This window comes from Microbispora sp. NPDC004025, from assembly GCF_053604425.1.
Window position 1 is genome coordinate 42,565 of the sequence record NZ_JBSGHN010000025.1, and the last position, 22,277, is coordinate 64,841.

General features: G+C 71.2%; 23 protein-coding genes and 2 pseudogenes. 7 read left to right on the forward strand and 18 right to left on the reverse strand.

Annotated features, from left to right (window positions below; genetic code table 11):
* Window positions 1-50: 50 nt before the first annotated feature.
* Entirely contained in the window at window positions 51-1,085 is a 1,035-nt protein-coding gene (locus tag ACWEQG_RS37550; RefSeq protein ID WP_452292236.1) for a suppressor of fused domain protein, read from the forward strand.
* 34 nt (window positions 1,086-1,119) lie between these two features.
* On the opposite strand, the gene ACWEQG_RS37555 is transcribed toward ACWEQG_RS37550, so the two are convergent.
* The 6 genes from ACWEQG_RS37555 to ACWEQG_RS37580 form a co-directional block, all read right to left on the reverse strand.
* Window positions 1,120-2,220, reverse strand: coding sequence for a phosphatidate cytidylyltransferase (locus tag ACWEQG_RS37555; protein ID WP_452292238.1), 1,101 nt, complete (start codon window positions 2,218-2,220; stop codon window positions 1,120-1,122).
* Window positions 2,221-2,325: 105 nt separating this feature from the next.
* Window positions 2,326-2,883, reverse strand: a complete 558-nt coding sequence (gene frr, locus ACWEQG_RS37560; RefSeq protein ID WP_169981923.1) for a ribosome recycling factor — start codon at window positions 2,881-2,883, stop codon at window positions 2,326-2,328.
* A 9-nt stretch (window positions 2,884-2,892) separates the two neighbouring features.
* Window positions 2,893-3,663, reverse strand: coding sequence for a UMP kinase (pyrH, locus tag ACWEQG_RS37565; RefSeq protein ID WP_111701993.1), 771 nt, complete (start codon window positions 3,661-3,663; stop codon window positions 2,893-2,895).
* A gap of 53 nt (window positions 3,664-3,716) precedes the next feature.
* Window positions 3,717-4,550, reverse strand: a complete 834-nt coding sequence (gene tsf, locus ACWEQG_RS37570) for a translation elongation factor Ts (RefSeq protein WP_452292240.1) — start codon at window positions 4,548-4,550, stop codon at window positions 3,717-3,719.
* Between the two features lie 192 nt (window positions 4,551-4,742).
* Complete coding sequence (rpsB, locus tag ACWEQG_RS37575) at window positions 4,743-5,648, reverse strand: 30S ribosomal protein S2 (RefSeq protein ID WP_363466365.1); 906 nt, start codon at window positions 5,646-5,648, stop codon at window positions 4,743-4,745.
* A gap of 397 nt (window positions 5,649-6,045) precedes the next feature.
* A complete protein-coding gene (locus ACWEQG_RS37580; RefSeq protein ID WP_452292242.1) occupies window positions 6,046-7,707 on the reverse strand; it encodes a CoA transferase in 1,662 nt (553 codons plus the stop codon).
* 306 nt (window positions 7,708-8,013) lie between these two features.
* Here ACWEQG_RS37580 and ACWEQG_RS37585 point away from each other — a divergent pair, with 306 nt between their 5' ends.
* The 4 genes from ACWEQG_RS37585 to ACWEQG_RS37600 all read left to right on the forward strand — a co-directional run bounded on the left by ACWEQG_RS37585 (window position 8,014) and on the right by ACWEQG_RS37600 (window position 12,660).
* A complete protein-coding gene (locus tag ACWEQG_RS37585) occupies window positions 8,014-8,367 on the forward strand; it encodes a YraN family protein (protein WP_363466360.1) in 354 nt (117 codons plus the stop codon).
* A gap of 1 nt (window position 8,368) precedes the next feature.
* Window positions 8,369-9,925, forward strand: coding sequence for a YifB family Mg chelatase-like AAA ATPase (locus tag ACWEQG_RS37590; RefSeq protein WP_452292244.1), 1,557 nt, complete (start codon window positions 8,369-8,371; stop codon window positions 9,923-9,925).
* Window positions 9,925-11,277, forward strand: coding sequence for a DNA-processing protein DprA (gene dprA, locus ACWEQG_RS37595; protein WP_452292246.1), 1,353 nt, complete (start codon window positions 9,925-9,927; stop codon window positions 11,275-11,277). Before ACWEQG_RS37590 ends, dprA begins: the two co-directional genes overlap by 1 nt.
* Window positions 11,278-11,739: 462 nt before the next feature.
* Entirely contained in the window at window positions 11,740-12,660 is a 921-nt protein-coding gene (locus ACWEQG_RS37600; protein WP_452292248.1) for a tyrosine recombinase XerC, read from the forward strand.
* Between the two features lie 12 nt (window positions 12,661-12,672).
* Here the strand turns inward: ACWEQG_RS37600 and ACWEQG_RS37605 are convergent, their stop codons facing one another.
* Window positions 12,673-13,218 carry a murein hydrolase activator EnvC family protein gene (locus ACWEQG_RS37605; protein WP_452292257.1) on the reverse strand — a complete coding sequence of 182 codons (546 nt, stop codon included), beginning with the start codon at window positions 13,216-13,218 and terminating at the stop codon, window positions 12,673-12,675.
* On the opposite strand from ACWEQG_RS37605, the gene ACWEQG_RS37610 reads away from it, so the two are divergent.
* A complete protein-coding gene (locus ACWEQG_RS37610; protein WP_452292259.1) occupies window positions 13,154-13,309 on the forward strand; it encodes a hypothetical protein in 156 nt (51 codons plus the stop codon). The genes ACWEQG_RS37605 and ACWEQG_RS37610 overlap by 65 nt on opposite strands.
* Window positions 13,310-13,485: 176 nt before the next feature.
* On the opposite strand, the gene ACWEQG_RS37615 is transcribed toward ACWEQG_RS37610, so the two are convergent.
* The 9 genes and pseudogenes from ACWEQG_RS37615 to rpsP form a co-directional block, all read right to left on the reverse strand.
* The gene (locus tag ACWEQG_RS37615) at window positions 13,486-13,809 is read right to left on the reverse strand and encodes a DUF2469 domain-containing protein (protein WP_030511723.1); all 324 of its coding nucleotides are present in this window, start codon (window positions 13,807-13,809) and stop codon (window positions 13,486-13,488) included.
* A gap of 54 nt (window positions 13,810-13,863) precedes the next feature.
* Window positions 13,864-14,589 (reverse strand): ribonuclease HII, encoded by a 726-nt coding sequence (locus ACWEQG_RS37620; protein ID WP_363466345.1) that lies wholly within the window; start codon window positions 14,587-14,589, stop codon window positions 13,864-13,866.
* 78 nt (window positions 14,590-14,667) lie between these two features.
* Window positions 14,668-15,372, reverse strand: coding sequence for a signal peptidase I (gene lepB / locus ACWEQG_RS37625; protein WP_452292249.1), 705 nt, complete (start codon window positions 15,370-15,372; stop codon window positions 14,668-14,670).
* A 20-nt stretch (window positions 15,373-15,392) separates the two neighbouring features.
* Window positions 15,393-16,244 carry a signal peptidase I gene (gene lepB / locus ACWEQG_RS37630; protein ID WP_452292251.1) on the reverse strand — a complete coding sequence of 284 codons (852 nt, stop codon included), beginning with the start codon at window positions 16,242-16,244 and terminating at the stop codon, window positions 15,393-15,395.
* 108 nt (window positions 16,245-16,352) lie between these two features.
* The gene (gene rplS, locus ACWEQG_RS37635; RefSeq protein WP_169981931.1) at window positions 16,353-16,718 is read right to left on the reverse strand and encodes a 50S ribosomal protein L19; all 366 of its coding nucleotides are present in this window, start codon (window positions 16,716-16,718) and stop codon (window positions 16,353-16,355) included.
* A 383-nt stretch (window positions 16,719-17,101) separates the two neighbouring features.
* A pseudogene (gene trmD / locus ACWEQG_RS37640) lies at window positions 17,102-17,866 on the reverse strand (tRNA (guanosine(37)-N1)-methyltransferase TrmD); the annotation flags it as partial.
* 9 nt (window positions 17,867-17,875) lie between these two features.
* On the reverse strand, window positions 17,876-18,394 hold the full coding sequence (gene rimM / locus ACWEQG_RS37645) for a ribosome maturation factor RimM (RefSeq protein WP_452292252.1): 519 nt from the start codon (window positions 18,392-18,394) through the stop codon (window positions 17,876-17,878).
* Window positions 18,395-18,556: 162 nt separating this feature from the next.
* On the reverse strand, window positions 18,557-18,799 hold the full coding sequence (locus tag ACWEQG_RS37650; RefSeq protein WP_079320659.1) for an RNA-binding protein: 243 nt from the start codon (window positions 18,797-18,799) through the stop codon (window positions 18,557-18,559).
* 1 nt (window position 18,800) lies between these two features.
* Window positions 18,801-19,256, reverse strand: a complete 456-nt coding sequence (gene rpsP / locus ACWEQG_RS37655; protein WP_452292253.1) for a 30S ribosomal protein S16 — start codon at window positions 19,254-19,256, stop codon at window positions 18,801-18,803.
* A gap of 266 nt (window positions 19,257-19,522) precedes the next feature.
* Between rpsP and ACWEQG_RS37660 the strand changes: the two genes are divergently transcribed.
* Window positions 19,523-20,203: a DUF4232 domain-containing protein gene (locus tag ACWEQG_RS37660; RefSeq protein WP_452292255.1), complete on the forward strand. Its 681-nt coding sequence runs from the start codon at window positions 19,523-19,525 to the stop codon at window positions 20,201-20,203.
* A gap of 141 nt (window positions 20,204-20,344) precedes the next feature.
* On the opposite strand, the gene ffh is transcribed toward ACWEQG_RS37660, so the two are convergent.
* Both ffh and ACWEQG_RS37670 read right to left on the reverse strand, forming a co-directional pair.
* On the reverse strand, window positions 20,345-21,892 hold the full coding sequence (ffh, locus tag ACWEQG_RS37665; RefSeq protein WP_363466331.1) for a signal recognition particle protein: 1,548 nt from the start codon (window positions 21,890-21,892) through the stop codon (window positions 20,345-20,347).
* 125 nt (window positions 21,893-22,017) lie between these two features.
* A pseudogene (locus tag ACWEQG_RS37670) lies at window positions 22,018-22,277 on the reverse strand (ATP-binding protein); the annotation flags it as partial.

Sequence of the window (22,277 nt, forward strand, 5' to 3'; positions counted from 1 at the left end):
TTTACATTCTGTCTGGCGGTCGAATCCCGGAGGCGTACGAGAGGTGAGGTGTGGACACCACTGTCGTGCTCACCAGCCCCAACCCCTACGGGAGCCGCACACTGACGATCGAAGCCGACCGGACCTCCTCCGTAGCTTACCTTCGCGACGCGAAGGGGATCGTCCACGGAGCGGTCTGGCTGGCCAACCACGTCCCCGCGCCCGCCGAGGCCGATCTCGCCCGGGCAGACGCCGGGCTGCCGCCGGTGATGCCCGAGGCGCACACCGCGCATCCCTCCGGCCGGCCGCCCCTCGACGCGGAGTCGCTGTCGGTGCTGTGGTTCGAGGAGGGCGACGGCGTCGCCCTGTACGAGAACGACACGCTCCTGGCGGTCATTCCGGCGTGGGCCGACCTGGAGCGCGGCATGCCCGGGTACGCGCGGGACGCCGTCGGGGAGTCGCCGTTCGCCTGGCCGCTCGGCGAGGCGCTGGAGGGCCTGTCCCCCCGGGTGGCCAAGGCCCGCGCGTACTGGCAGTGGCGGCAGGCGGAGGGCAGCTGGGCCACCTTCCAGCAGTTCGTGCTCGGCCACCTCGACAGCAGGCTCGGAGCGCCGGGCCGCTACTGGGACGTCGGCGGCGACCGCTTCCCCATGGTGGGGGTCAGCGAGCGGCCGCCCACGTTCACCCGGGACTACACGGTCCTGTCCACCGTGGGCATGAGCTGCCAGCGGATGCCCGCCGCGGAGATGTACGACACGGCGTGCCGGGTGGAACTCGCGCTGGCGACCAGGCAGGATCCGAGGGTCGCCGCACGGCTGTTCGCCTGGCTCGGGCAGTATCCATGGCGGTCGGTGACGTGGCTGGGGCACGGGCACACGGCCCGCTGGTTCCAGAACCCGGTCACGTTCCCCTTGGACGGCGGGCACCAGGGGGTGCTCATGCTGACAGACCCGCCCGGCCTGCCGGACATGTCGGGATTCGTCTTTGGCGGCGACGCCGTACGGTGGCTGTGGTTGCTCCCGCTCACCGAGTCCGAGCTGCGCCTCGTGGCCGACCACGGTCATCGGGCGATCAGCGAACGGCTGGCGCTGACCAGCCGGATCTGACCCGGGACCGGACTCGCCGACGCCGACGCCGGCGTCAGGCCACCGGGACCAGGAGCGTGAGCAGCAGCCACACGGGGACGAGCGTGAACAGCAGCGAGTCGAGGCGGTCCATGGCCCCGCCGTGCCCCGGCAGCAGCGTGCCCATGTCCTTGATGCCGATGTCACGCTTGACGACCGACTCGACCAGGTCGCCGAGCGTCGCGCACACCACTCCGGTCAGGCCGACGACGGCGCCTTCCCAGTACTCACCCTGCAACAGGAAGTGGACCAGTAACGCGCCGCCCACGACACAGGCGAGGGTGGACCCGGCGAAGCCCTCCCAGGTCTTCTTCGGGCTGATGAGCGGAGACATCCGGTGCTTGCCGAGGAAGATCCCGGCGAAGTAGCCGCCGATGTCGCTGCACACGGTGACCGCGACGAAGACGATCACACGATCCGGCCCGTCCTCTGGAGCCAGCAGCAGCGGCACGAAGCCCGCGAGCAGCGCCGGATATACCGCGACGAACACCGCCGCGGTCGCGTCCCTGACGTAGCCTTCGGCTCCCTGGAACATGCGCCAGGTCAGCAGCACCATCACGGTCACGCCGAACGCGCCGACCAGGAAGGTCGTGCCCCACCAGTAGGGCCCGAGCACCATGGCCGCCATGCCGGCCAGGAGGGGCGGCAGCGGCACCCGGATGCCGAACCCGCCGAACGCCTTGACGATCTCGTGTATGCCGACGCCGACGGCCAGCAGGACCACGGCCAGGAAGGCGACCTTCACGGTGTAGAGCGAGCCGATGACCGCCGCGCCGAGCACGACGCCGACCCCCACCGCGGCCGGGAGATTGCGGCCCGTACGGCCCTTCTTGGGGGCGTCACCCTGCGGGGCCGCGGCACCGGTTCCCACCGGGTCCGCGAGACCGCCCGGTGTTGATGCCGGCGTGGCCGCCGTGCCCGGGCCGGAACCGGTGGCCCCGCTCTGCGCGCCACCGCGATCCGCGCCGGCGCCGGCGAGGCCGTTCGACGCGGAAGCCTGCCCGGCGCCCGGACCGGCGCCGGTGCGACCGCCCGTCTCGGGACCGTGTCCGGCGCCGGAGGGGCCCGCCGGGCCCTCCGCCGGGTTCCGGTCGCCGGCGGCAGCAGTTCCGTCCACAGCGTCCCACTCTCTATATACGCGTGATCCTTGTGCCGCCCGCTGTCGCGGTGCGGCACAAGGATCACGGTCAAGCCGTACGGGCCCGGATGCCGGGCCGCGTCGTCAGACCTCGAGCAGCTCGGCTTCCTTGTGCTTCAGCAACTCGTCGATCTTCGCGACGTGCTTCTGGGTGAGGTCGTCGAGCTCCTTGACCGCGCGATGGACCTCGTCCTCGCCCGCCTCGCCGTCCTTGACGAGCTTGTCGAGGATCTCCTTGGCGTGCCGGCGGATGTTCCGCACCGACACCCGACCGTGCTCCGCCTTGTTGCGGGCGACCTTGATGTACTCCTTGCGGCGCTCCTCCGACAGCTCGGGGAACACCACGCGGATCACGGTGCCGTCGTTGCTGGGGTTGACGCCGAGGTCGCTGTCGCGGATGGCCCTCTCGACCGCGTTCAGCGAGCCCTTGTCGTACGGCTGCACGAGCACCATGCGCGCCTCGGGGACGTGGAACGACGCGAGCTGCTGGATCGGCGTCGGCGACCCGTAGTAGTCAACGGTGATTTTGTTGAACATCGAGGGCGTGACGCGGCCGGTGCGGATGCTCGCGAAGTCGTCCTTGGCGACCGTCACCGCCTTGTCCATCTTCTCCTCGGCCTCGAGGAGGGTTTCGTCGATCACTGCGGCTCCCTACTTCCCTGCCGGACTCACCAGCGTGCCGATCTTCTCACCACGGACCGCCCGGAGGATGTTGCCCTCGCCCATGAGGTCGAAGACCACGATGGGCAGGCCGTTGTCCATGCACAGGCTGATCGCGGTGGCGTCCATGACCCCGAGACCCCGCGTCAGCACCTCACCGTACTCAAGCTGGTCGAACCGGACCGCGTCGGGGTTCTTGCGCGGGTCCGAGTCGTACACGCCGTCGACCTGGGTGCCCTTGAGCAACGCCTCGGCGCCGATCTCCAGCGCGCGCTGCGCGGCGCAGGTGTCGGTCGAGAAGAACGGCGAGCCGAGGCCCGCGCCGAAGATCACCACGCGCCCCTTCTCCAGGTGGCGGATCGCGCGGCGCGGCAGGAACGGCTCGGCGACCTGCTGCATCGTGATCGCGGTCTGTACGCGGGTGTCGATGCCGCGCTTCTCCAGGAAGTCCTGCAGGGCGAGGCAGTTGATGACGGTCCCGAGCATGCCCATGTAGTCGGCCCGGGCGCGGTCCATGCCGCCCTGCGACAGCGCCGCGCCGCGGAACATGTTGCCGCCGCCGACGACGACCGCCACCTGCACGCCCTCACGGACCGCCTCGGCGACCGAGTCCGCCAACTGGGCGACGACACGCGGGTCGATGCCGAGCGACTCGCCGCCCGCGAACGCCTCGCCCGACAGCTTCAGCATCACCCGCTTCCAGCGCAGCGGCCCGTCGTACGACGAAGCCGCCGGCGTGGCGGGTCTGGTGTTCTCCTGCACGGCGGCGGCCTCCTCGGTTGTCAGCGCGGGTCGAAAAGCTCCTGGCTGTAAGCCTAAGCCTGGCCGACCTTGTAACGGGTGAAGGCCAGGACCTTGACGCCGGCCTCCTCCGCGACCTTCTTGATCGTCTTCTTGTTGTCCTTCACGAACGCCTGCTCGAGCAGGGTGAAGTCCTTGTACCAGCCGTTGACCCGGCCGTCGACGATCTTCGGGATGGCGGCCTCGGGCTTGCCCTCCTCGCGGGTCATCTGCTCGAACAGCGACCGCTCCTTCTCGACGACCTCGGCGGGCACCTCGGCGGGGCTCAGGTACTTCGGCGCCATGGCGGCGGTGTGCTGAGCGATGTCCTTGGCGATCTCGGCGTTCGGCGTGTCGAGCTGCACGAGCACGCCCACGGCCGGCGGGAGCTGCGGGTCGGTCTTGTGCATGTAGGAGGTGATGAAGCCACCCTCGAGCAGCGAGAACCGGCGAATCTCGATCTTCTCGCCGAGCGCCGCGTTGGCCTCGTCGAGCAGCTCCTTGACGGTCTTGCCGTTCAGCTGGGACTCGAGCAGGGTCGGCACGTCGCCGGGCTTGGTCGCGACGATGTGCGCGACGATCTCGGCCGCGAGCTCCTGGAAGCGCTCGTTCTTGGCGACGAAGTCGGTCTCGCAGTTGAGCTCCAGCAGCGCCGCGAGGGAGTCGCCCTCGTGCTTGACGGCGACCAGGCCGTTCGACGCGGTGCGGGCCTCGCGCTTGCCGACGTCCTTGGCGCCCTTCAGGCGCAGGATGTCAACGGCCTTGTCGAAGTCGCCCTCGGACTCCTCGAGCGCCTTCTTGCAGTCCATCATGCCGGCGGCGGTCAGCTCACGAAGGCGCTTGACGTCGGCCATGTTTACGGAAGCCATTGTCCAATTTCCTCTTCGGGACCCGGATGAATCGTCTGGGGGGTGGGCACCCGTGCCGAGCGCCCACCCGGTGAAGCCCTCAGTGCGGAGGGCGTGTCCCCACCGCACCGGTACCAGGTCGCTGCCTGGGAGATCCCCGCCCGTCGCGGCCGGCCGGAGGCGCCGCGCCCGGCGGGGACCCGTGGTCGTTCCTCAGGCCTGCTCGTCCTGCGCGGGCTGCTCGGCGGCCGGAGCCTCGGCGGCCTCGGCAGCCGGAGCCTCGGCAGCCGGAGCCTCAGCGGTCTCGGCAGCGGGAGCCTCGGCGGCCGGAGCGGCCTCGCCGCCCTCGAGGAGCTCGCGCTCCCACTCGGCCAGCGGCTCGGCGGCGGCGACGCCCGCGGGCTTCTCGTCACCGCGGCCGGCGCCCGCACGGGTCATGAGACCGTCGGCGACGGCGTCGGCGATCACGCGAGTGAGGAGGCTGACGGCGCGGATCGCGTCGTCGTTGCCCGGGATCGGGTAGTCGACCTCGTCCGGGTCGCAGTTGGTGTCCAGGATCGCGACAACCGGGATGCCGAGCTTCTTGGCCTCGTTGATCGCGATGTGCTCCTTCTTGGTGTCCACGACCCAGACCGCGCTCGGGACGCGGGCCATGTCACGGATACCGCCGAGGGTGCGCTCCAGCTTCTCCTTCTCGCGGCGGCGCATCAGGAGCTCCTTCTTGGTGAGCCCGGAGCCGGCCACGTTGTCGAAGTCGAGCTCCTCGAGCTCCTTCAGCCGCTGGAGCCTCTTGTGCACGGTGGAGAAGTTGGTGAGCATGCCGCCCAGCCAGCGCTGGTTCACGTACGGCATGCCGACGCGCGACGCCTGCTCGACGATCGACTCCTGCGCCTGCTTCTTCGTGCCGATGAACATGATGGTGCCGCCGTGCGCGACGGTCTCCTTCACGAAGTCGTAGGCACGGTCGATGAACGACAGCGACTTCTGCAGGTCGATGATGTAGATGCCGTTGCGCTCGGTGAAGATGAAGCGCTTCATCTTCGGGTTCCACCGACGGGTCTGGTGGCCGAAGTGGACGCCGCTCTCCAGCAGCTGTCGCATGGTGACGACAGGGGCCATGGTGATGGTCCTCCATGGTCGTGTGCCCTTGGGCACGGTCTCGGTTGGTCACGCGGGCGTCTTGCCCGCGCCCTGACGCCCCGGGCCGCTTTCACCGGACGCGGTCCGGACCGAGAAGGCGGCTCGTGAGTGGGCGTGCGAATTCGGCCCGCCTAGCAGGCCGTCGAACAGTCTACCCGGATCCGCTCCTTCAGTTGACCCTTGCCGGATCAGCACCGCGTACCGTCACCACGCGCCTCGACGGTCACCGGGCTGCCTCGCGAATCGCGAGTCGCCGTCCGGGCCGCTCGCGCATCTTCCGGGCCCCTTGAGGCCGGCGATCGGGAGCGGAGATCAGGAACGGGAGGCAGGAACGAAAGGCAGGAGCCGCAGAAGCTGGGGGCAGGAGATCGCGCCTTCACGAGACCGGCCCCCACGAGGCGGGGTGCTCCCCCTGCCGGGGTGGCGGACTCGTCCAGTGGGGCCGCGCGCCGTCCACGGCGCCGGGTGGCCTCACATAGGTGAGCGCGCCGAAGGGGCTGTCCATCGTCGCCAGCAGATCGTCCACCGGGGGCTGGCGCGTCTCTTCCGCGTCGACCCTGCCGAGCTCGTCGAGCCACGCCGCGGTCCTCGCCAGCGATACCTCGACGTGCCAGGAACCGCCCTCGGCGGCCCGCCTGATCAGCGCCGCGACCGCGCCGAACGCGGCCAGGTAACCGGTGCCGTGGTCGAGTGCCTGCGCGGGCAGCGGGCTGGGCAGCAGGCCGTCGCCGTTCTCGTGGGCGATTCCGCACGCCATCTGGACGAGGCTGTCGAATCCTCTCCTCGATGCCCACGGCCCGCGCCCGCCGTACGCGGAGATGTCGACGCAGACGATGCCGGGCCGCAGGGCCGCGAGGTCCTCCGGCCCGAAGCCCCTGGCCCGCAGGGCCCCTGGCCGGTACGCCTGGACGATAACGTCGGCCTGGCGGACCAGCTCGCGCAGCGTGTCCGCCTCCGACCGCAGATCGACGTGGCAGGACCGCTTGCCGAACGCCGTCTCCACCACGAGCCCCGGCACCTCCGGCAGGTGCGCCGCGCCCACACGCAGCACGTCCGCGCCGTAGGCCGCGAGCGCCCGCGCGGCCACCGGCCCGGCGATCACGCGGGTCAGGTCGAGCACCCGCAGGCCGCTCAGCGGCCGATACGGCCCGGGCGGAAGGCCGGTGGCGGGGTCCGCGGGCGTCTCCCCGGCCCATACGCGGCCCCCCGAGGGAGGCTCGGTTCGGCTATGGCCGGTCTCGTCACGGAAGGTTCCGTCGCGGCCGGTCCCGCCGCCCCCGGTGCCTCTGTGGCCGGTTCCGTCGCCGGTTCCGCCGCGGCCGGTCTCGCTGCGATCCATCTCGCCGCAGCGGGTTCCGTCGCCGGGGCCGCTGTGATCGGTCTCGCTGCCACCGGTGCCGCCTCCGCGCAACTGGCCGCCCTTTTCCCCGCCGGGCAGCCGGGTGACGCCGACGAGAGGAAGGCCGGCCAGCGCCCGTGCCTGCGGATGCGCGAGCCACTCCGCCCTGCTTCGCATCGCCGCCGCGCAGCCGCCCGCGCGAATCACGGCTTCCTCGATGTCGACCGCCGCACGGTCGGCACACGCCCTCGCGACGTCCTCCTTGCCCGAGCCCGGGGGCAGCCCGAGCGCGCGCACGGCGGCGTCGCGGTGATGGTCGAAGTTGCAGTGGAGCCGCACCCAGCCGTCCGATGCGCGGTAGTCCCCCGACAGCGCGGCCCAGACGTCCATGCCCTTCCCGTCGGCGCGGAAATGCCGCTCGCTCTGGAAGGCCACGGCGGCGTGGCGGACATCGATGGTCACGTCCGGGTCTCTGTGCTTACTGGGAAGGGTTTCCCGGCCGCCGGGCTGTCCCTCGGCCCCGTCCTCGGTCCGCGCGGCATAGGCGGCGACGGCGGCGGTCAGAGCGCCGGCCGAGGTCGCGGCCATCGTGCCGATGGGAAACATCGACGGCAGCACGGGATCCTCTCCGGTGACCCGGACCTCGGGCAGCGCGACCCCGACGCTCGCACCCAGTTCCCTGATCAGTTTCGCGGTCACTGCCGTCTCCTCGCTTCCGATGCCCGGCGGCATGCTCCGTGAGGGCGGAGCGCCACCCGCCTCAGGGAGACCCGGGCAAGTATTCATGCCGGTCGCAGTCTGCCCGCGACCGCCCTCCCGCTTCCGCCCCTGGCCTCGCCTGTGGACGGCAAGAGCGCTTTCTCCCTGCCCACCTGCGGTTTTCTCCGCCCGTCCACAGCCGCCGAGCCGCGTGCCGCGCTTGTCGACCGCACTTGTCCACAGAAAGAGGTTCGGTGGCACGGGCGGGGGGCCGCGTCGGCGATCGTCTGCGCCGGAGGTGGTCCCATGGCGGCGAAGGATCGGCTGGGCAGACAGGGCGAACAACTCGCCGTGACCTTTCTGACGGCGAAAGGCATGCACATACTCGACCGCAATTGGCGCTGCGCGGAGGGCGAGATCGACATCGTCGCCCGCGACGGCAACGCGCTGGTGATCGTGGAGGTGAAGACCCGCTCCGGGCGCAGCCACGGCACCGCGTTCGAGGCGGTGACCGGCGCGAAACTGCTGCGCCTGCGGACACTGGCCGGCAGATGGCTCGCCACACGCACCGAGCGCTTCGACACGATACGGATCGACGTGATCGCGCTGGAGCGGTTCGCCGGCGATTTCTCTCTCAGACACGAACGCGGGGTGGTCTGAGATGCCCGTCGCCCGGACGCACTGCGTCGGCCTCGTGGGCGTCACCGGACGTCTCGTCGAGGTCGAGGCCGATGTCGGCCCCGGCGTCGCCGGGACGCACTTCATCGGGCTTCTCGACACCGCGATCAGCGAAGCCCGGGGCCGCGTGAGGTCGGCACTGATCAACAGCAGGTTCGCCTGGCCGGACGCGCGGGTCACGGTGAGCCTGTCCCCGGCCACCCTGCCCAAGCGGGGGTCGCTCTTCGATCTGGCCATCGCGATCGCGGTGCTCGGCGCGGCCGGCGCCGTGCCCGCGCAGCGGATCGCGGCTCCGATGTTCCTCGGCGAGCTCGGTCTCGACGGGCGGGTCCGTCCGGTCCGGGGCGTGCTGCCGGCCGCGCTCGCCGCCGCCGAGGCGGGGGTGCGCACGGTCGTGGTGCCCGCGCTCAACGCCGCCGAGGCCGACCTCGTGCCCGACCTCACCGTGGTTCCCGTCGCCACACTCGGCGAACTCGTGGGCTGGCTGCGGGCAGGCGACCTGCACCGGCTTCCGGTCGTGGCGGAGGCCGCCTCACTGTCGCGGGACGCCGAGCACATCGCGCACGCCGAAGGCACGCCGGGGCCGGACCTGTGCGATGTGGCCGGGCAGCCGATGGGCCGTAAGGCACTGGAGGTGTGCGCGGCCGGCGGGCACAACCTGTGGATGCTGGGCCCGCCGGGGAGCGGCAAGACCATGCTCGCCGAGCGTCTGCCGACCCTCCTTCCGCCGCTCGACCAGGAGAAGGCGCTGGAGGTGTCCGCCATTCACTCGGTGGCCGGAACGCTGCCTGCGGGGCGTCCGCTGCTCACCCGGCCCCCGTTCATGGCCCCGCACCACAGCGCGACGATGGCGGCCGTCGTCGGCGGTGGGAGCGGAGGCGTCGTGCGGCCCGGAGCGGTGTCGCTCGCGCACCGGGGCGTGCTCTTCCTCGACGAGGCCCCGGAGTTCGCGACCACCGTGCTCGACTCCCTGCGGCAGCCTCTCGAGTCCGGAACGGTGACGATCGCACGTGCTGTCGGCGCGGTCACGTTCCCCGCCCGGTTCACGCTGGTCCTGGCGGCCAATCCCTGTCCCTGCGGCCTGCAGGGAACGGTTGGACACCCCTGCAGGTGCACCCCCGTGGGCCGGCGCCGCTATCTCGACCGGCTCTCGGGGCCGCTGCTGGACCGCGTCGACGTGAAGATGAAGATCGGCCGGGCCACCCGTGCCGAGTTGCTCGCGGACCGGCACTTCGTGGAGACCAGCGCGACCGTGGCCGAGCGGGTGAGGCTGGCGCGCGAGCGGGCCGCCAGGAGATTGTCCGGCACCCCCTGGCGCACCAACGCCGAAGTGTCCTCCTCCGCGTTGCACCGCGACCTCCGCCTGCCCGACGCCGCGATGGCCCCGCTACACCGAGGCCTCGACGTGGGCACGCTCAGCGCACGCGGGCTGGACCGCGTGCTCCGCGTCTCCTGGACGCTCGCGGATCTCGCCGGCAAAGACCGTCCGGGCCAGACCGAGACCTCGGCGGCCCTCGCACTGTGGCTTGGAGTGGACTGATGGAAGCGACCGATTTCCGGGCCGCCGACGACGCGCCGACCGGTGACGCCCTCGCCCGGGCAGCGGCGGGCACCCCCCGCGCGGCCGGGAACATCGATGAACCCGCCGGGAACGTGGACGCGGTCGGGAACGACGCCCCGGCCGGAAACATGGATGGCTCGGCCGGGGACGCCCATGACGCGGCCGGGCCGGGCAGGACGGAGCGCCTGGCCCGGGTGGCGATCATGCGCATGGCCGAGGCGGGCGACGCGGTGATGGGACGGTTGATCGCCCGCTATGGTCCCGTGGGCGCGATGCGGCAGGCGAGGCGCGGCGTGCTGGATCCCGGCTTCGCGCGTGACGAGAGGGACCGCGCCGACGCTTCCCGGCGCCATCTCGATCTCGACCGGCATGCCGCCGCCTGGGCGGCCCGCTACTCGGACCCCGCGGGCGACCTGACGCTGGGCAGGCGGCGAGGAGCGCGGCTCGTCGTTCCGGGCGACGCCGAATGGCCCACTCAGCTCGACGACCTCGGGGACACCCGGCCGTTCGGCCTGTGGGTGGACGGCCGGGCGAACCTGCGGTTCTCCTGCCTGCGCTCGGTCTCCGTCGTCGGAGCCAGGGCCGCGACCGCGTACGGCACGACCGTGGCGGCGGAGTTCGCCATGAGCCTCGGCGGGCGTGGATGGACCGTGATCAGCGGGGGCGCCTACGGGATCGACGGCGCCGCGCATCGGGGCGCGCTTGCCTCCGGGACGCCGACGGTCGCCGTGCTCGCCTGCGGGACGGACGTGTGTTATCCCAGCGCCCACGAGGACCTGTTCCGTGCCGTGCGCGAGCGGGGCGTGGTGATCAGTGAGTGGCCGCCGGGCGCTCACCCCACCCGGCTGCGGTTCCTCATTCGCAACCGGGTGATCGCGGCCCTTTCGCGGGGAACCGTTGTCGTCCAGGCGGCCGCGCGCAGCGGTGCGCTCAACACGGCCACCCACGCCTGGGGCCTGAACCGGCATCTGATGGCCGTTCCCGGCCCCATCACCACGGACGTCTCCGCGGGCTGCCACGTCCTGATCCGTCAGGGCAAGGCCGTTTGCGTCACCGCGGCCGAGGAGATCATCGAACTGGTCGGCTCCATCGGTGACGACCTCGCGCCGGAGCGACGCGGGCCTGTGCGGCCTCGTGACGGATTGAATGACGAGACCAGGCGTGTGCTCGAGGCGATTCCCGCGCGGCGTGCCACGGGTCCCGCCGCGATCGCCGTCGCCGCCGGTGTGGACATCGGAACGACGCTCGCCTGCCTCGGCGCCCTGGCCGCCGCGGGGTTCGTCGAGAACGTGGACCGGGGGTGGCGGCTGCGGCCCGAAGCACGCGCATGAACCGCCGGCACCGCGCTGAAGCCGCTGGCGCTCGTGGATGGACCGGCGGCGTGGAGCGCTCCGGGATCGATCTGCGCGAGCACATCGCCGGAGCGACCCGATGCCTCGGGATTAACGACCGGCACCGCTCGAGCGGCCCGCCCGGGAACGAGGCCGGTGGTTAACATGCGGGTCATGGCCGTGTTCCCTACTCGCACGGCTTGCGGGAACGGAGGCGCTGGCGCTCATGCGCATCGAATGCCGCTCGTGGGCAGTAGGACCGCAAGGAATGGGACCCTGCCGGTCCGTCGCCGCGTCACCGGGGCTGCGAGAGTCACGGGGCTACGAGGCGGCTCCCACGGGCGGCGGCGACCGCGCCCATCGAGCGCTACGCGAGGGGAAGATCGGAGCGGTACGCGAGGGGAAGATCGGAGCGGTACGCGAGGGGAAGATCGGAGCGGTACGCGAGGGGAAGGACGCGCCGTGACAACGGGCGAAGGGCAGGGGCACGGGGAGTTCGACGCCGTCCTGGAGCGGTTCGAGCGGCATCTGCGGCTCGAACGGGACCTGTCTCCGCACACGACCAGGGCGTATCTGGGGGATATCTCCTCGCTGATCGCGCACATGAGGGCCGCCGGGCACGAGAACGTGTCCGCTCTCGATGTGACCGTCCTGCGCGACTGGCTGGGAGACCAGCACCAGTCCGGGCGATCGAGGGCGACGCTCGCCCGCCGTTCCGCCTGTGCCCGCGTCTTCACCGCTTTCTGCCATCGGCGGGGGTGGCTGGCGAGTGACCCCGGGTTGCTCCTCGGCACGGCGAAGGCCGAACGCCGGCTGCCGAAGGTGCTGGACCAGACGGAGGCCGAGGCCGTCCTCGGCGCACAGGGAGACGGTGACCCCAGGGACCTGCGCGATCGGGCGATGCTGGAACTGCTGTACGCGACCGGCGTGCGGGTGAGCGAGCTGTGCGGCCTCGACGTCGACGACGTGGACCGGGACCGCCGTACGGTCCGCGTGCTGGGGAAGGGACGCAAGGAGCGGACGGTGCCCTTCGGGCTCCCCGCGCTGCACGCCCTGGACGCCTGGTGCGTGCGGGGCAGGCCCCTGTGGGTGCGCGAAGGGAGCGGCCCCGCGCTCTTCCTCGGTGTCCGGGGAGGCCGGATCGACCAGGGCACCGTCAGACGCGTCGTGCACGCCCGTCTGGCGCAGGTCGAGGGGGCACCCGACATGGGCCCGCACGGGCTGCGCCACACCGCCGCCACGCACCTGCTCGAAGGCGGGGCGGACCTACGATCCGTGCAGGAGATGCTCGGACACGCGTCCCTGGCCACCACGCAGATCTACACGCACGTGTCCATCGAGCGGCTGCGGGCCGCCTACCGTCAGGCCCATCCCCGCGCCTGACGATCGCCTCCCTCACCACGGGCTCGGACGGGCGCCGCTGACCGGCCACCGGGGCAGGAGGCGGACCTGCCCCCGGCCGAACAGCAGGAGCGGGTCCAGGTAGAGGCGTCCGCGCAGGAGTCCCCAATGCAGGCAGGAGGCGGCGCAGTGAGCGGCGCCGTCCTCCTCGACGGCGCCGATGACCTGACCGGCCGCGACAACCTCGCCGGGCCGGACCAGGGCACGGACCGGCAGGTAGGTGGTGCGCAGGCCACCGGGATGGATGACCGTCACGACCCCCCGGCCGGCGACCCGCTCGGCCAGGCCGACGGTTCCCGCTCCTGCGGCCACCACCCGCTCCCCGGGCCGTGCGGCCAGGTCCACACCCCGGTGACCGGCCAGCCACCGCTGTGCGGGCGGATCGAAGCGCCTGATCGGGCGTGCGGGCCCGGAAAGCGGCCACCGCCATCGGGACCCATGCACCTCATGCGGTGTTCCGTCCGGCTCGCCGCGCGTGACCGGCAAGCCCCGCCCGCCCCGTATCAACTTCGCGCCCGGCAAGGCCCGCCTGCCCCGCATCACCGGCCTGATCGGCTGCGTCATGCCACGGGACCGGGCCGGCGCGACCTCCTCGGCCCCGGACGTCCTCGCCGTCGCGACAGCCGTGTGAGGCGCCATGAGGACCGGAGCGGCGACGGGCGCGAGGGCAACGCGGGGACGTGTGAGGGCCACGCTCAGCATGGACAGCACGAGCACGTACACGACGAGACGCATGCCACGACGATGGCCCCCGCAGGCCCGCGCAGAGCGGCCGAACACCGTTCTGTGGACAGACCCCCGGCATGGTCAGCTCGAGAAGCCCTCCTTGGGCATCTCGAGGTCGGGCTTGGCCAGTTCCTCGACGTTGACGTCCTTGAAGGTCACAACCCGGACATTCTTCACGAATCGCGCAGGCCGGTACATATCCCAGACCCAGGCGTCCTGCATCTTCACGTCGAAGAAGACGTCGCCGTTCTCGGCCGTGCGGACGTCGAGATCGACGGAGTTGGTGAGATAGAAGCGCCGCTCGGTCTCGACCACGTAAGTGAACAGGCCGACCACATCGCGGTACTCCCGGTAGAGCTGCAGCTCCATCTCGGTCTCGTACTTTTCGAGATCTTCCGCGCTCATCCCGGTCCTCCTCTTCCACGCCCCGTCGAGATCCCCCGCGGGCACCGGCCCCGTTCAGACGACACCGGCCCCGACCTCATTCTCGCGCATGTCCTCATCCTGCCCCGTCCACAGGCCCTCGGCCGGGATCCGTGTCCCACGAGTCACCCTGGCCACCGTCACGAACGAGAACCGATGGTGGGGGCTCGGGCCGTGCCGGGCCAGGGCCCGCCGGTGGCCGGGAGTCACGTACCCCTTGTGCAGGGCGAATCCGTACTGCGGATAGATCTCGTCGAGACCGTGCATCAGCCGGTCCCTCGTCACCTTCGCCACGATGGAGGCCGCCGCCACGCACGCGGCGACCTGGTCGCCCTTCCACACGGCCAGCGACGGCGCGGGCAGCCCCGCCACCGGGAAACCGTCCACGAGGACGTAACCGGGAACGAGCCCCAGCCCGGCGACGGCCCGCCGCATCCCCGCGATGTTGCACTTGTGCAGGCCGCGCGCGTCGATCTCCTCGGGAGGGATCACGACCACGTTCACGGCCCGGGCGGTCGCCGTGATGCGCTCGTAGAGGCGTTCACGGACGGCCTCGGTCAGGAGCTTGGAATCGCTCAGCCCGTCGATCTCCCGTCCGAGCACCACCGCGGCGACGACCAGCGGCCCGGCGCAGGCGCCACGCCCGGCCTCGTCCACCCCGGCGACCGGCGTGAATCCCCGCCGGGCCAGGGCCCGCTCGTAGCCGTAAAGTCCGGAGTCCCGTCGTACGACACTCGGGCGCGGGCGATAGACACCTGTCATGACGACTAGCAGATTACGCCCCATTCAGCACCGGCGATACGGCCGGAACCGCCATCGGCGGCAAAGCCGCAGGTGAGATCAGCGTACGGCGGAGAAAGTCTCGGGCCGGGACAGGAACGAGATCCGGTTCAGCGGCCAGTAGCGCAGGAACGCCCGGCCGATCACGTCGTCCTCGGAGACCGTGCCCTGATACCCGTTCTCCATGTTGGAGCGCGAGTCCGCCGAGTTGTTCCGGTGGTCGCCCATCAGCCACAACCGGCCCTTGGGGACCTTGACGTCGAACTCGCGGCCGGAGGGATAGACCCCCGGGTAGAGGTACTTGTTCTCCTCGTCCAGCGGCGTCCCGTTCACCGTGATGCGGCGCTTGGCGTCGCAGCACTTCACGTGGTCGCCACCGACGCCGATCACCCGTTTGATCGTGTCCTCGCCGTCCCAGCCCTTGAAGACCACGATGTCGCCGCGCTCCACCGGGCCGAGCTTGTAGGCCAGCTTGTTGACCACCACGTAGTCGTCCACCAGGAGCGTGTTCTGCATCGACTCCGACGGGATGAAGAACGACTGCAGCAGGAAGGTGTGGACCAGCAGGGCGACGACGACCCCGCCGAGGACGTACAGGAGGGTCTCCAGAAGGCCGGAGCCCTTCTTCTTGGCGGACCGGCCCTTCTCCTCGCCGGTGGTCCGCTCGCCTTCTCCCGCGGCCGGATCCGCCGAATCCTCCGGGACGCCGTCCGCCGCCCCGGCAGGCCCTGCGGTTCCTAAGCGGCTCTCGTCGGCCTCTCCCACGGCTGTCTCCTCCCGCTCCGTCACGCCCTACGCCTCGCCAGCCGCCTGCGCAGGGCCACCAGCGGCACGGCCCCCGCGAGGCCCGCGACGAACGGCGCCGCCCCGAGGGCCGCCTGGAGCGCCGGTTGCGCGAACGTCTCCGGAATCGGCAGGATCTTGGCCCGGTCGAACGGCCAGACGATGACGAAGGCACGGCCGATCACCTTGTCGGCGGGGATGGTGCCGCCACCCGGGTCACCCATGTGCAGGCGGGAGTCCCAGGAGACCGAGCGGTGGTCGCCCATCACCCACAGGCGGTCCGGCGGGACGGTGACCTCGAACTCGCGCCCGGACGGCTCGTCCCCGGGATACAGGTAGGACTTCTCCTCCAGCGGCACGCCGTTCACCGTGACCCGGCCCTGCTTGTCGCAGCACTTGACCTTGTCGCCCGGCACGCCGATCACGCGCTTGATGTAGTCCTTCTCCCCCGGCACGACCCCGAACGCGTTGCCGAGCCAGCGGAGCCCGGCCGCGATGGGGTTGGACGGCTCCTCGAGCTTCACCTCGGGGTCCCAGGAGTCCACCCCGGAGAACACGACGATGTCACCGCGCTCGATGTCGCGTACGTGGTAGACCAGCTTGTTCACCAGCACGCGGTCGTTGATGAGGAGCGTGTTCTCCATCGACTCGGACGGGATGTAGAAGGCCTGGACCACGAAAGACTTGATCAGCAGGGCCAGGGCGAGGGCGACCACGATCAGAACGGGCAACTCCCGCCAGAACGAGCCTTTTTTCTTCCCGTCCTCGGCGTTCTGCTTGACGTCTTCGGCGACCACGTCCACCCCGTCCTCGGCAGGGCGGCGCGTGCCCGGCCCCTGTCCCTCGCTAGCCATCGCTGCTGAGCCTAGATGATGTCCATGACGGCGAGCGCCGGGGACACCGGATCACCGGCAAAAAGAAAGTGGCCCGCGCCTGGGGCACGGACCACGATCTTCAAAGCCTTACTTGCCGGCCGGCTGCGCCTCGCGCTTCTCGCGGATGCGGGCGGCCTTCCCGCGCAGGTCACGCATGTAGTACAGCTTGGCCCGGCGGACGTCGCCGCGGGTGAGCACGTTGATCTTCTCGATCACGGGGCTGTGAACCGGGAAGGTGCGCTCGACGCCGACGCCGTAGCTGACCTTGCGGACCGTGAACGTCTCACGGATGCCACCGCCCTGGCGGCGCAGGACGAAGCCCTTGAACACCTGGATGCGGGACCGGTTGCCCTCGACGACGCGGACGTGGACCTCCAGCGTGTCACCCGGGCGGAAAGCCGGTACGTCGCTGCGAAGGGCAGCCTTCTCGATCTCCTGGATCTGCGTGTGCATGGCGTCGGTTCCTCATTGACATGAGCACACGGAGGTCCACCCGGCCGGGCCTGAGGCTCGGCGACGAGGGGGACACGCGTGCTTGGCTTGATACGTCTTGTCTGCCGCGTCCAGACCGGGACGCACCCGGCCATGCCGAAGTAGGCAGCAGCGATTCAGTCTGCCATACCTTCCGGCCCCGCGCGAAACGCGGTGCCGGATCCGGCGGCGGAACGGCGCTCCTCAAGGCGCTCCTCAGGTCGCCCCTCAAGGCGCTCCTCAACCCGCCCCTCAAGGCGCTCCTCAACCCGCCCCTCAAGGCGCCCTTCAAGGCGGCCCTCGGAGCGCTCTTCGCCACACTTCTCGCGGCGCTCTTCACGGCGCTCTTCCCGGCGCTCCTCGAACTCCTCGATGACGCGCCGGTCGTGCTTGTCGAGGCCGTCCCGGTCGAGCCGGGCGGCCAGTTCCGGCCTCCTGGCCAGCGTGCGCCGCAGCGCCTCGTCGCGCCGCCAGCGGGCGATCCTGCCGTGATGGCCCGACAGCAGGACCTCCGGCACCTCGTGCCCCCGCCAGACGGGCGGCTTGGTGTAGACGGGGCCTTCCAGCAGGTTGGCCATGGCGCCCGGCGCGAAGGAGTCGTCGGCGACGGAGCGCGCGTTGCCGAGGACCCCCGGCAGCAGCCTCCCCACGGCCTCGACCATCACCAGCACGGCCGCCTCTCCCCCGGCCAACACGTAGTCGCCGATGCTCACCTCGTCGGCGCGCAGACGCTCGCCGTACTCGGCGACGACGCGGGAGTCGATGCCCTCGTAGCGGGCCGGGGCGAACAGCAGCCACGGCTCCCCGGCGTACTCCAGGGCCACTTCCTGCGTGAACGGCCGGCCGCTCGGCGTCGGCACGATCAGCCGGGGCAGCGCGTCCTCCCCGGAGGCGGCGCGCCCGTTCTCGATCACCGCGTCGAGGGCCTCGCCCCAGACCTCCGGCTTCATCACCATGCCGGGGCCCCCGCCGTACGGCGTGTCGTCCACGGTCTTGTGGACGTCGTGCGTCCAGTCGCGGAGCTGGTGGAGGTGGATGTCGAGGATGCCGCGCTCCCGGGCCTTGCCCATGAGGGACACGTCGAGCGGGGCGAAGTACTCCGGGAAGATCGAGATGATGTCGACGCGCATGTGCGGCCCCTACTCCGCCTCGGCGGCGTCGAGCAGGCCGGGCGGTGCGTCGACGACGAGGATTCCCTTGCCGAGGTCGACTTCGGGCACGAGCGCCTTGACGAACGGGACGTACGCCTCGTCACGCGACGGACGGGCCACCACGAGCAGGTCCTGTCCGTGGTGGAGGACGTCGCTGACCTCGCCCACCCGCTCCCCCTCGGTGGTGACCACCGTGAGGCCGATGAGTTCGTGGTCGTGGAACTCGTCGGGGTCCTCGATCGGCGGCAGGTCCGCGGAGTCCACGACGAGCAGCGTGCCGCGCAGCGCCTCCGCGGCGTCCCTGCCCTCCACGCCGGCCAGGGTCAGCAGCAGGATGTCCTTGTGCCACCGGGCCCGCTCCACGGTCAGCGGCCCGGCCGAGGCCGGGTCGGTGGCCAGCGTCGCCCCGGGGGCGAAGCGCAGATCCGGCTCGTCGGTGCGCACCTCGACCGTGACCTCGCCCCGCACGCCGTGCGGGCGGCCGATCCTGCCCACGACTAGCTGCACTTGTCGCCTACCTCCGCTACCGCTTCAACGCGGCTTCTCCGCGACGGTTCGAACTCCGCGGCCCGAACCGTCTGTCACCGCGAACCACAGGAAGAGCGGTCCTGAGCCGGAAAACACGCCGGGGGACCCCGGTGCGGGGTCCCCCGGACGCGTCAGTTCGGCTCAGCGCGCCTCTTCCAGGTCGACCAGGTCGATCCGTACGTACTTGCCGTTCGACAACGCGTTGACGACGGTGCGCAACGCCTTGGCCGTACGGCCGCCACGGCCGATGACCTTGCCGAGGTCGTCGGGATGAACCCGGACCTCGAGAACGCGCCCGGTGCGGATGCGCCGCGCGCGGACCCGGACGTCGTCCGGATGCTCGACGATGCCCTTGACCAGGTGCTCGAGGGCCTCCTCGAGCACCTCAGGCCTCGCCTTCCGGCTTCTCCTCCGCGGCCGGGGCCTCGGTGGTCTCTTCGGCCTTCACGGTCTTCTTGGCCTTCTTCGGCGTGGTGGCGGCGGCGCCGGCGTCACCCGAGAGCGACTCCCTCGCGGCGGCCTCGTACGCGGCGTGCCGGTCGGGCTTGGGCTCGGCGACCTGGAGCGGCGTGGCGGGGGCGGGCTCGCCCTTGAACTTCTGCCAGTCGCCGGTCAGCTTGAAGATCTTCAGAACCGGGTCGGTCGGCTGCGCGCCGACGCCCAGCCAGTACTGCACCCGCTCGGAGTTCACCTCGATGCGCGAGGGGTTCTCCTTCGGGTGGTACAGGCCGATCTCCTCGATGGCACGGCCGTCCCGCTTGCTCCGGGCGTCGGCGACGACGATGCGGTACTGCGGGTTGCGGATCATACCGAGCCGCTTGAGCTTGATCTTGACTGCCACGGGTGTGGTCTCTCCTGCATTAGAGCGTGGGTGAGCGGTGTCTCATCGAGTGGGGCACGATGGGAGCCCGCCCGAGGGACAGGCGCGACCGGCGGGGGTGAGAGGGCACCCACCAGGTCACGATGTTCCAGCCTGACATTCTGCCAGATGATTCCCCATGCTCCGCCAAGGACGGTTCCGCCGCTGCCCTGATTTCGGCACGGATGCGCCCATGTCTCCGGAACGGGCATGCGAACTGATCGCGCTGGTGAGCCGTCCTATTGGACATGCGAGTCACCACGAGCAGGACCTTGGCGGCGGGGGCGGCGGCCCTCGCCCTGCTGGCCACCGGCTGCGCGACGAGCGCCGCGCCCTCCGCGGCCGGCGCGCACCCGATCGCGCAGACGCCCACGCGGCCGGCAGCACAGACGACACCACGGACGGCACAGCACGCCGCTCCGAAAGCACCGGGCGCCGCCGCGGACGTGGGACGGGCGACCGCGGCGGGCGCGGCGTCCGTCCGGTACGGCACGGCCGCACGCACCGCGGGCGCCGTCCCCGCGCGGTGCCGTACGACCGGCCTGCGGGCCAAGGTGGGACGGCAGGACCCGGCGGCGGGCAACCGCTACGCGCCGCTGGTGCTGACCAACACCTCGGCGAAGACCTGCTGGGTGTACGGCTTCGTCGGGCTCGTCCTCATCGACGGCCGCGGCGACGTGCTGCGGACGCGCACCCGCCGCGAGAACGTCACCGCGCGTCGGGTCACGCTGCGCCCCGGGGCCAGCGCGCACGCCCGGCTCCACTGGACGGTGGTGCCGAGCGGGCACGAGACCCGCTGCCCCGCCTCGGCCCGGCTGATGATCATCCCGCCGGACGAGGTGGCGCACCTGGAGGTCCCGTTCACCGCGACGGTGTGCGACGACGGCAGGATCGACGCCAGGCCGATGGCCCCGGGCGCGAGCCTGTGACAGAAAGCCGCGAACCTCTGACCGGCAGCGCGGGCCTCTGACGACCGCCACGCGAGCCCTGGCGCAGGCGCTACGCGCGGGCCGGCGGTGACGCGGGACCCGCCGGCCGGAACGGCGGGCGGGTCCGGCTGCCGGGGTCCGTCAGTTCTGGCCGGGCAGCTTCAGCTTCGACGGGTCGAAGCCGGGCGGCAGCTCCAGGCCGGGGGGCAGCTGGCCGCCGCCGAGGTTGCCGAGCAGGCCCTTGGGCAGCTTCGGGGCGTCCTGCGACGACGCGTTCGCGCCGGACTTGCCGAGCGCGGCCTTGCGCGGGTCGCCGCTGACGCGACGTCCCTTCTTGGGCTTCTGCGCCTTCTGCTTGCGCCCGCCGGGCATGCCCGGGATGCCCATGCCCTGGGTCACCCGCTTCATCATCTTCTGCGCCTCGAAGAAGCGGACCACCAGGTTGTTCACCTCGGTGACCGTGACGCCCGACCCCTTGGCGATGCGCGCCCGCCGTGAGCCGTTGATGATCTTCGGGTCCTGGCGCTCGCCGGGCGTCATCGAGCGGATGATCGCCGCGATGCGGTCCAGGTCGCGGTCGTCGACCTGGTTGAGCTGATCGCGCATCTGCCCCATGCCCGGCATCATGCCGAGCAGGTTCTTGATGGGCCCCATGCGGCGGACCATCATCATCTGCTCGAGGAAGTCCTCCAGCGTGAAGCCGTCCCCGGAGACGAGCTTGCCCGCCATCTTGGCGGCTTCCTGCTCGTCGAACGTCTTCTGCGCCTGCTCGATCAGGGTGAGGATGTCACCCATGTCGAGGATCCGGCCCGCCATGCGGTCGGGGTGGAAGGCGTCGAAGTCCTCGAGCTTCTCGCCGGTGCTGGCGAACATGATCGGCCGGCCGGTGACGTGCCGCACCGACAGGGCGGCGCCACCGCGTGCGTCGCCGTCGAGCTTGGTCAGCACCACGCCGTCGAAGCCGACGCCGTCCATGAACGCGCCGGCCGTGCTGACCGCGTCCTGGCCGATCATGGCGTCGAGGACGAACAGGACCTCGTCGGGGGTGACCGCGTCGCGGATGTCGGCGGCCTGCCGCATCAGCTCCTGGTCGATGCCGAGGCGGCCGGCGGTGTCGACGATGACCACGTCGTGCTGCTGGCGGCGCGCGTGGTCCACGGACTGCCGGGCCACCGCGACCGGGTCGCCGACGCCGTTGCCCGGCTCGGGGGCGTACACCGCCACCCCGGCCCGCTCGGCCATGACGGCGAGCTGCTGCACCGCGTTGGGCCGCTGCAGGTCGCAGGCCACGAGCAGCGGGGCGTGTCCCTGGTCGCGCAGCCACTTGGCGAGCTTGCCGGCCAGGGTCGTCTTACCCGAACCCTGGAGACCGGCCAGCATGATGACGGTCGGCGGGGTCTTGGCGTAGCGCAGCCGCCGCGTCTCGCCGCCCAGCACCTCGATGAGCTCGTCGTTGACGATCTTCACGACCTGCTGCGCGGGATTCAGCGCCTGGGAGACCTCGGCGCCGCGGGCCCGCTCCTTGACCCGGGCCACGAAGTCCTTCACGACCGGCAGCGCGACGTCCGCCTCGAGCAGCGCGATGCGGATCTCGCGGCAGGTCGCGTCGATGTCGGCGTCGGAAAGCCTGCCTTTGGACCGTAGGGAGGAGAAGACCGAAGTCAGCCGGTCGGAAAGCGTCTCGAACACGTGTTTGGCCAGCCTCGAAGCGAGTGGACGGGTCGGTGGACAGTCAGTCTCCCCAGACTATCCGCCCGCACGGCTTTCACGCCCGCGCCGCGATGGTGAGATCCTCCGGCGTCCCGGGCCGTCGCTCATCGGATCGCGCCCACGTGGGACGTCAGCGCGTGCTCGACGAGCGTGATCAGGGTGCTCTTGACCGATTCCCGGTCCCGGGCGTCGGTGCGGATGATCGGGATGCGCGGCGACAGTGTCAGGGCGTCGCGGAGTTCGTCCTCGCTGTGGGTGTACTCACCGTTGAAGCCGTTGACGCCGACGACGAAGGGCAGGCGCGCCTCCTCGAAGTAGTCGATCGCCGGGAAACTGTCGGCCAGCCGCCGGGTGTCGACCAGCA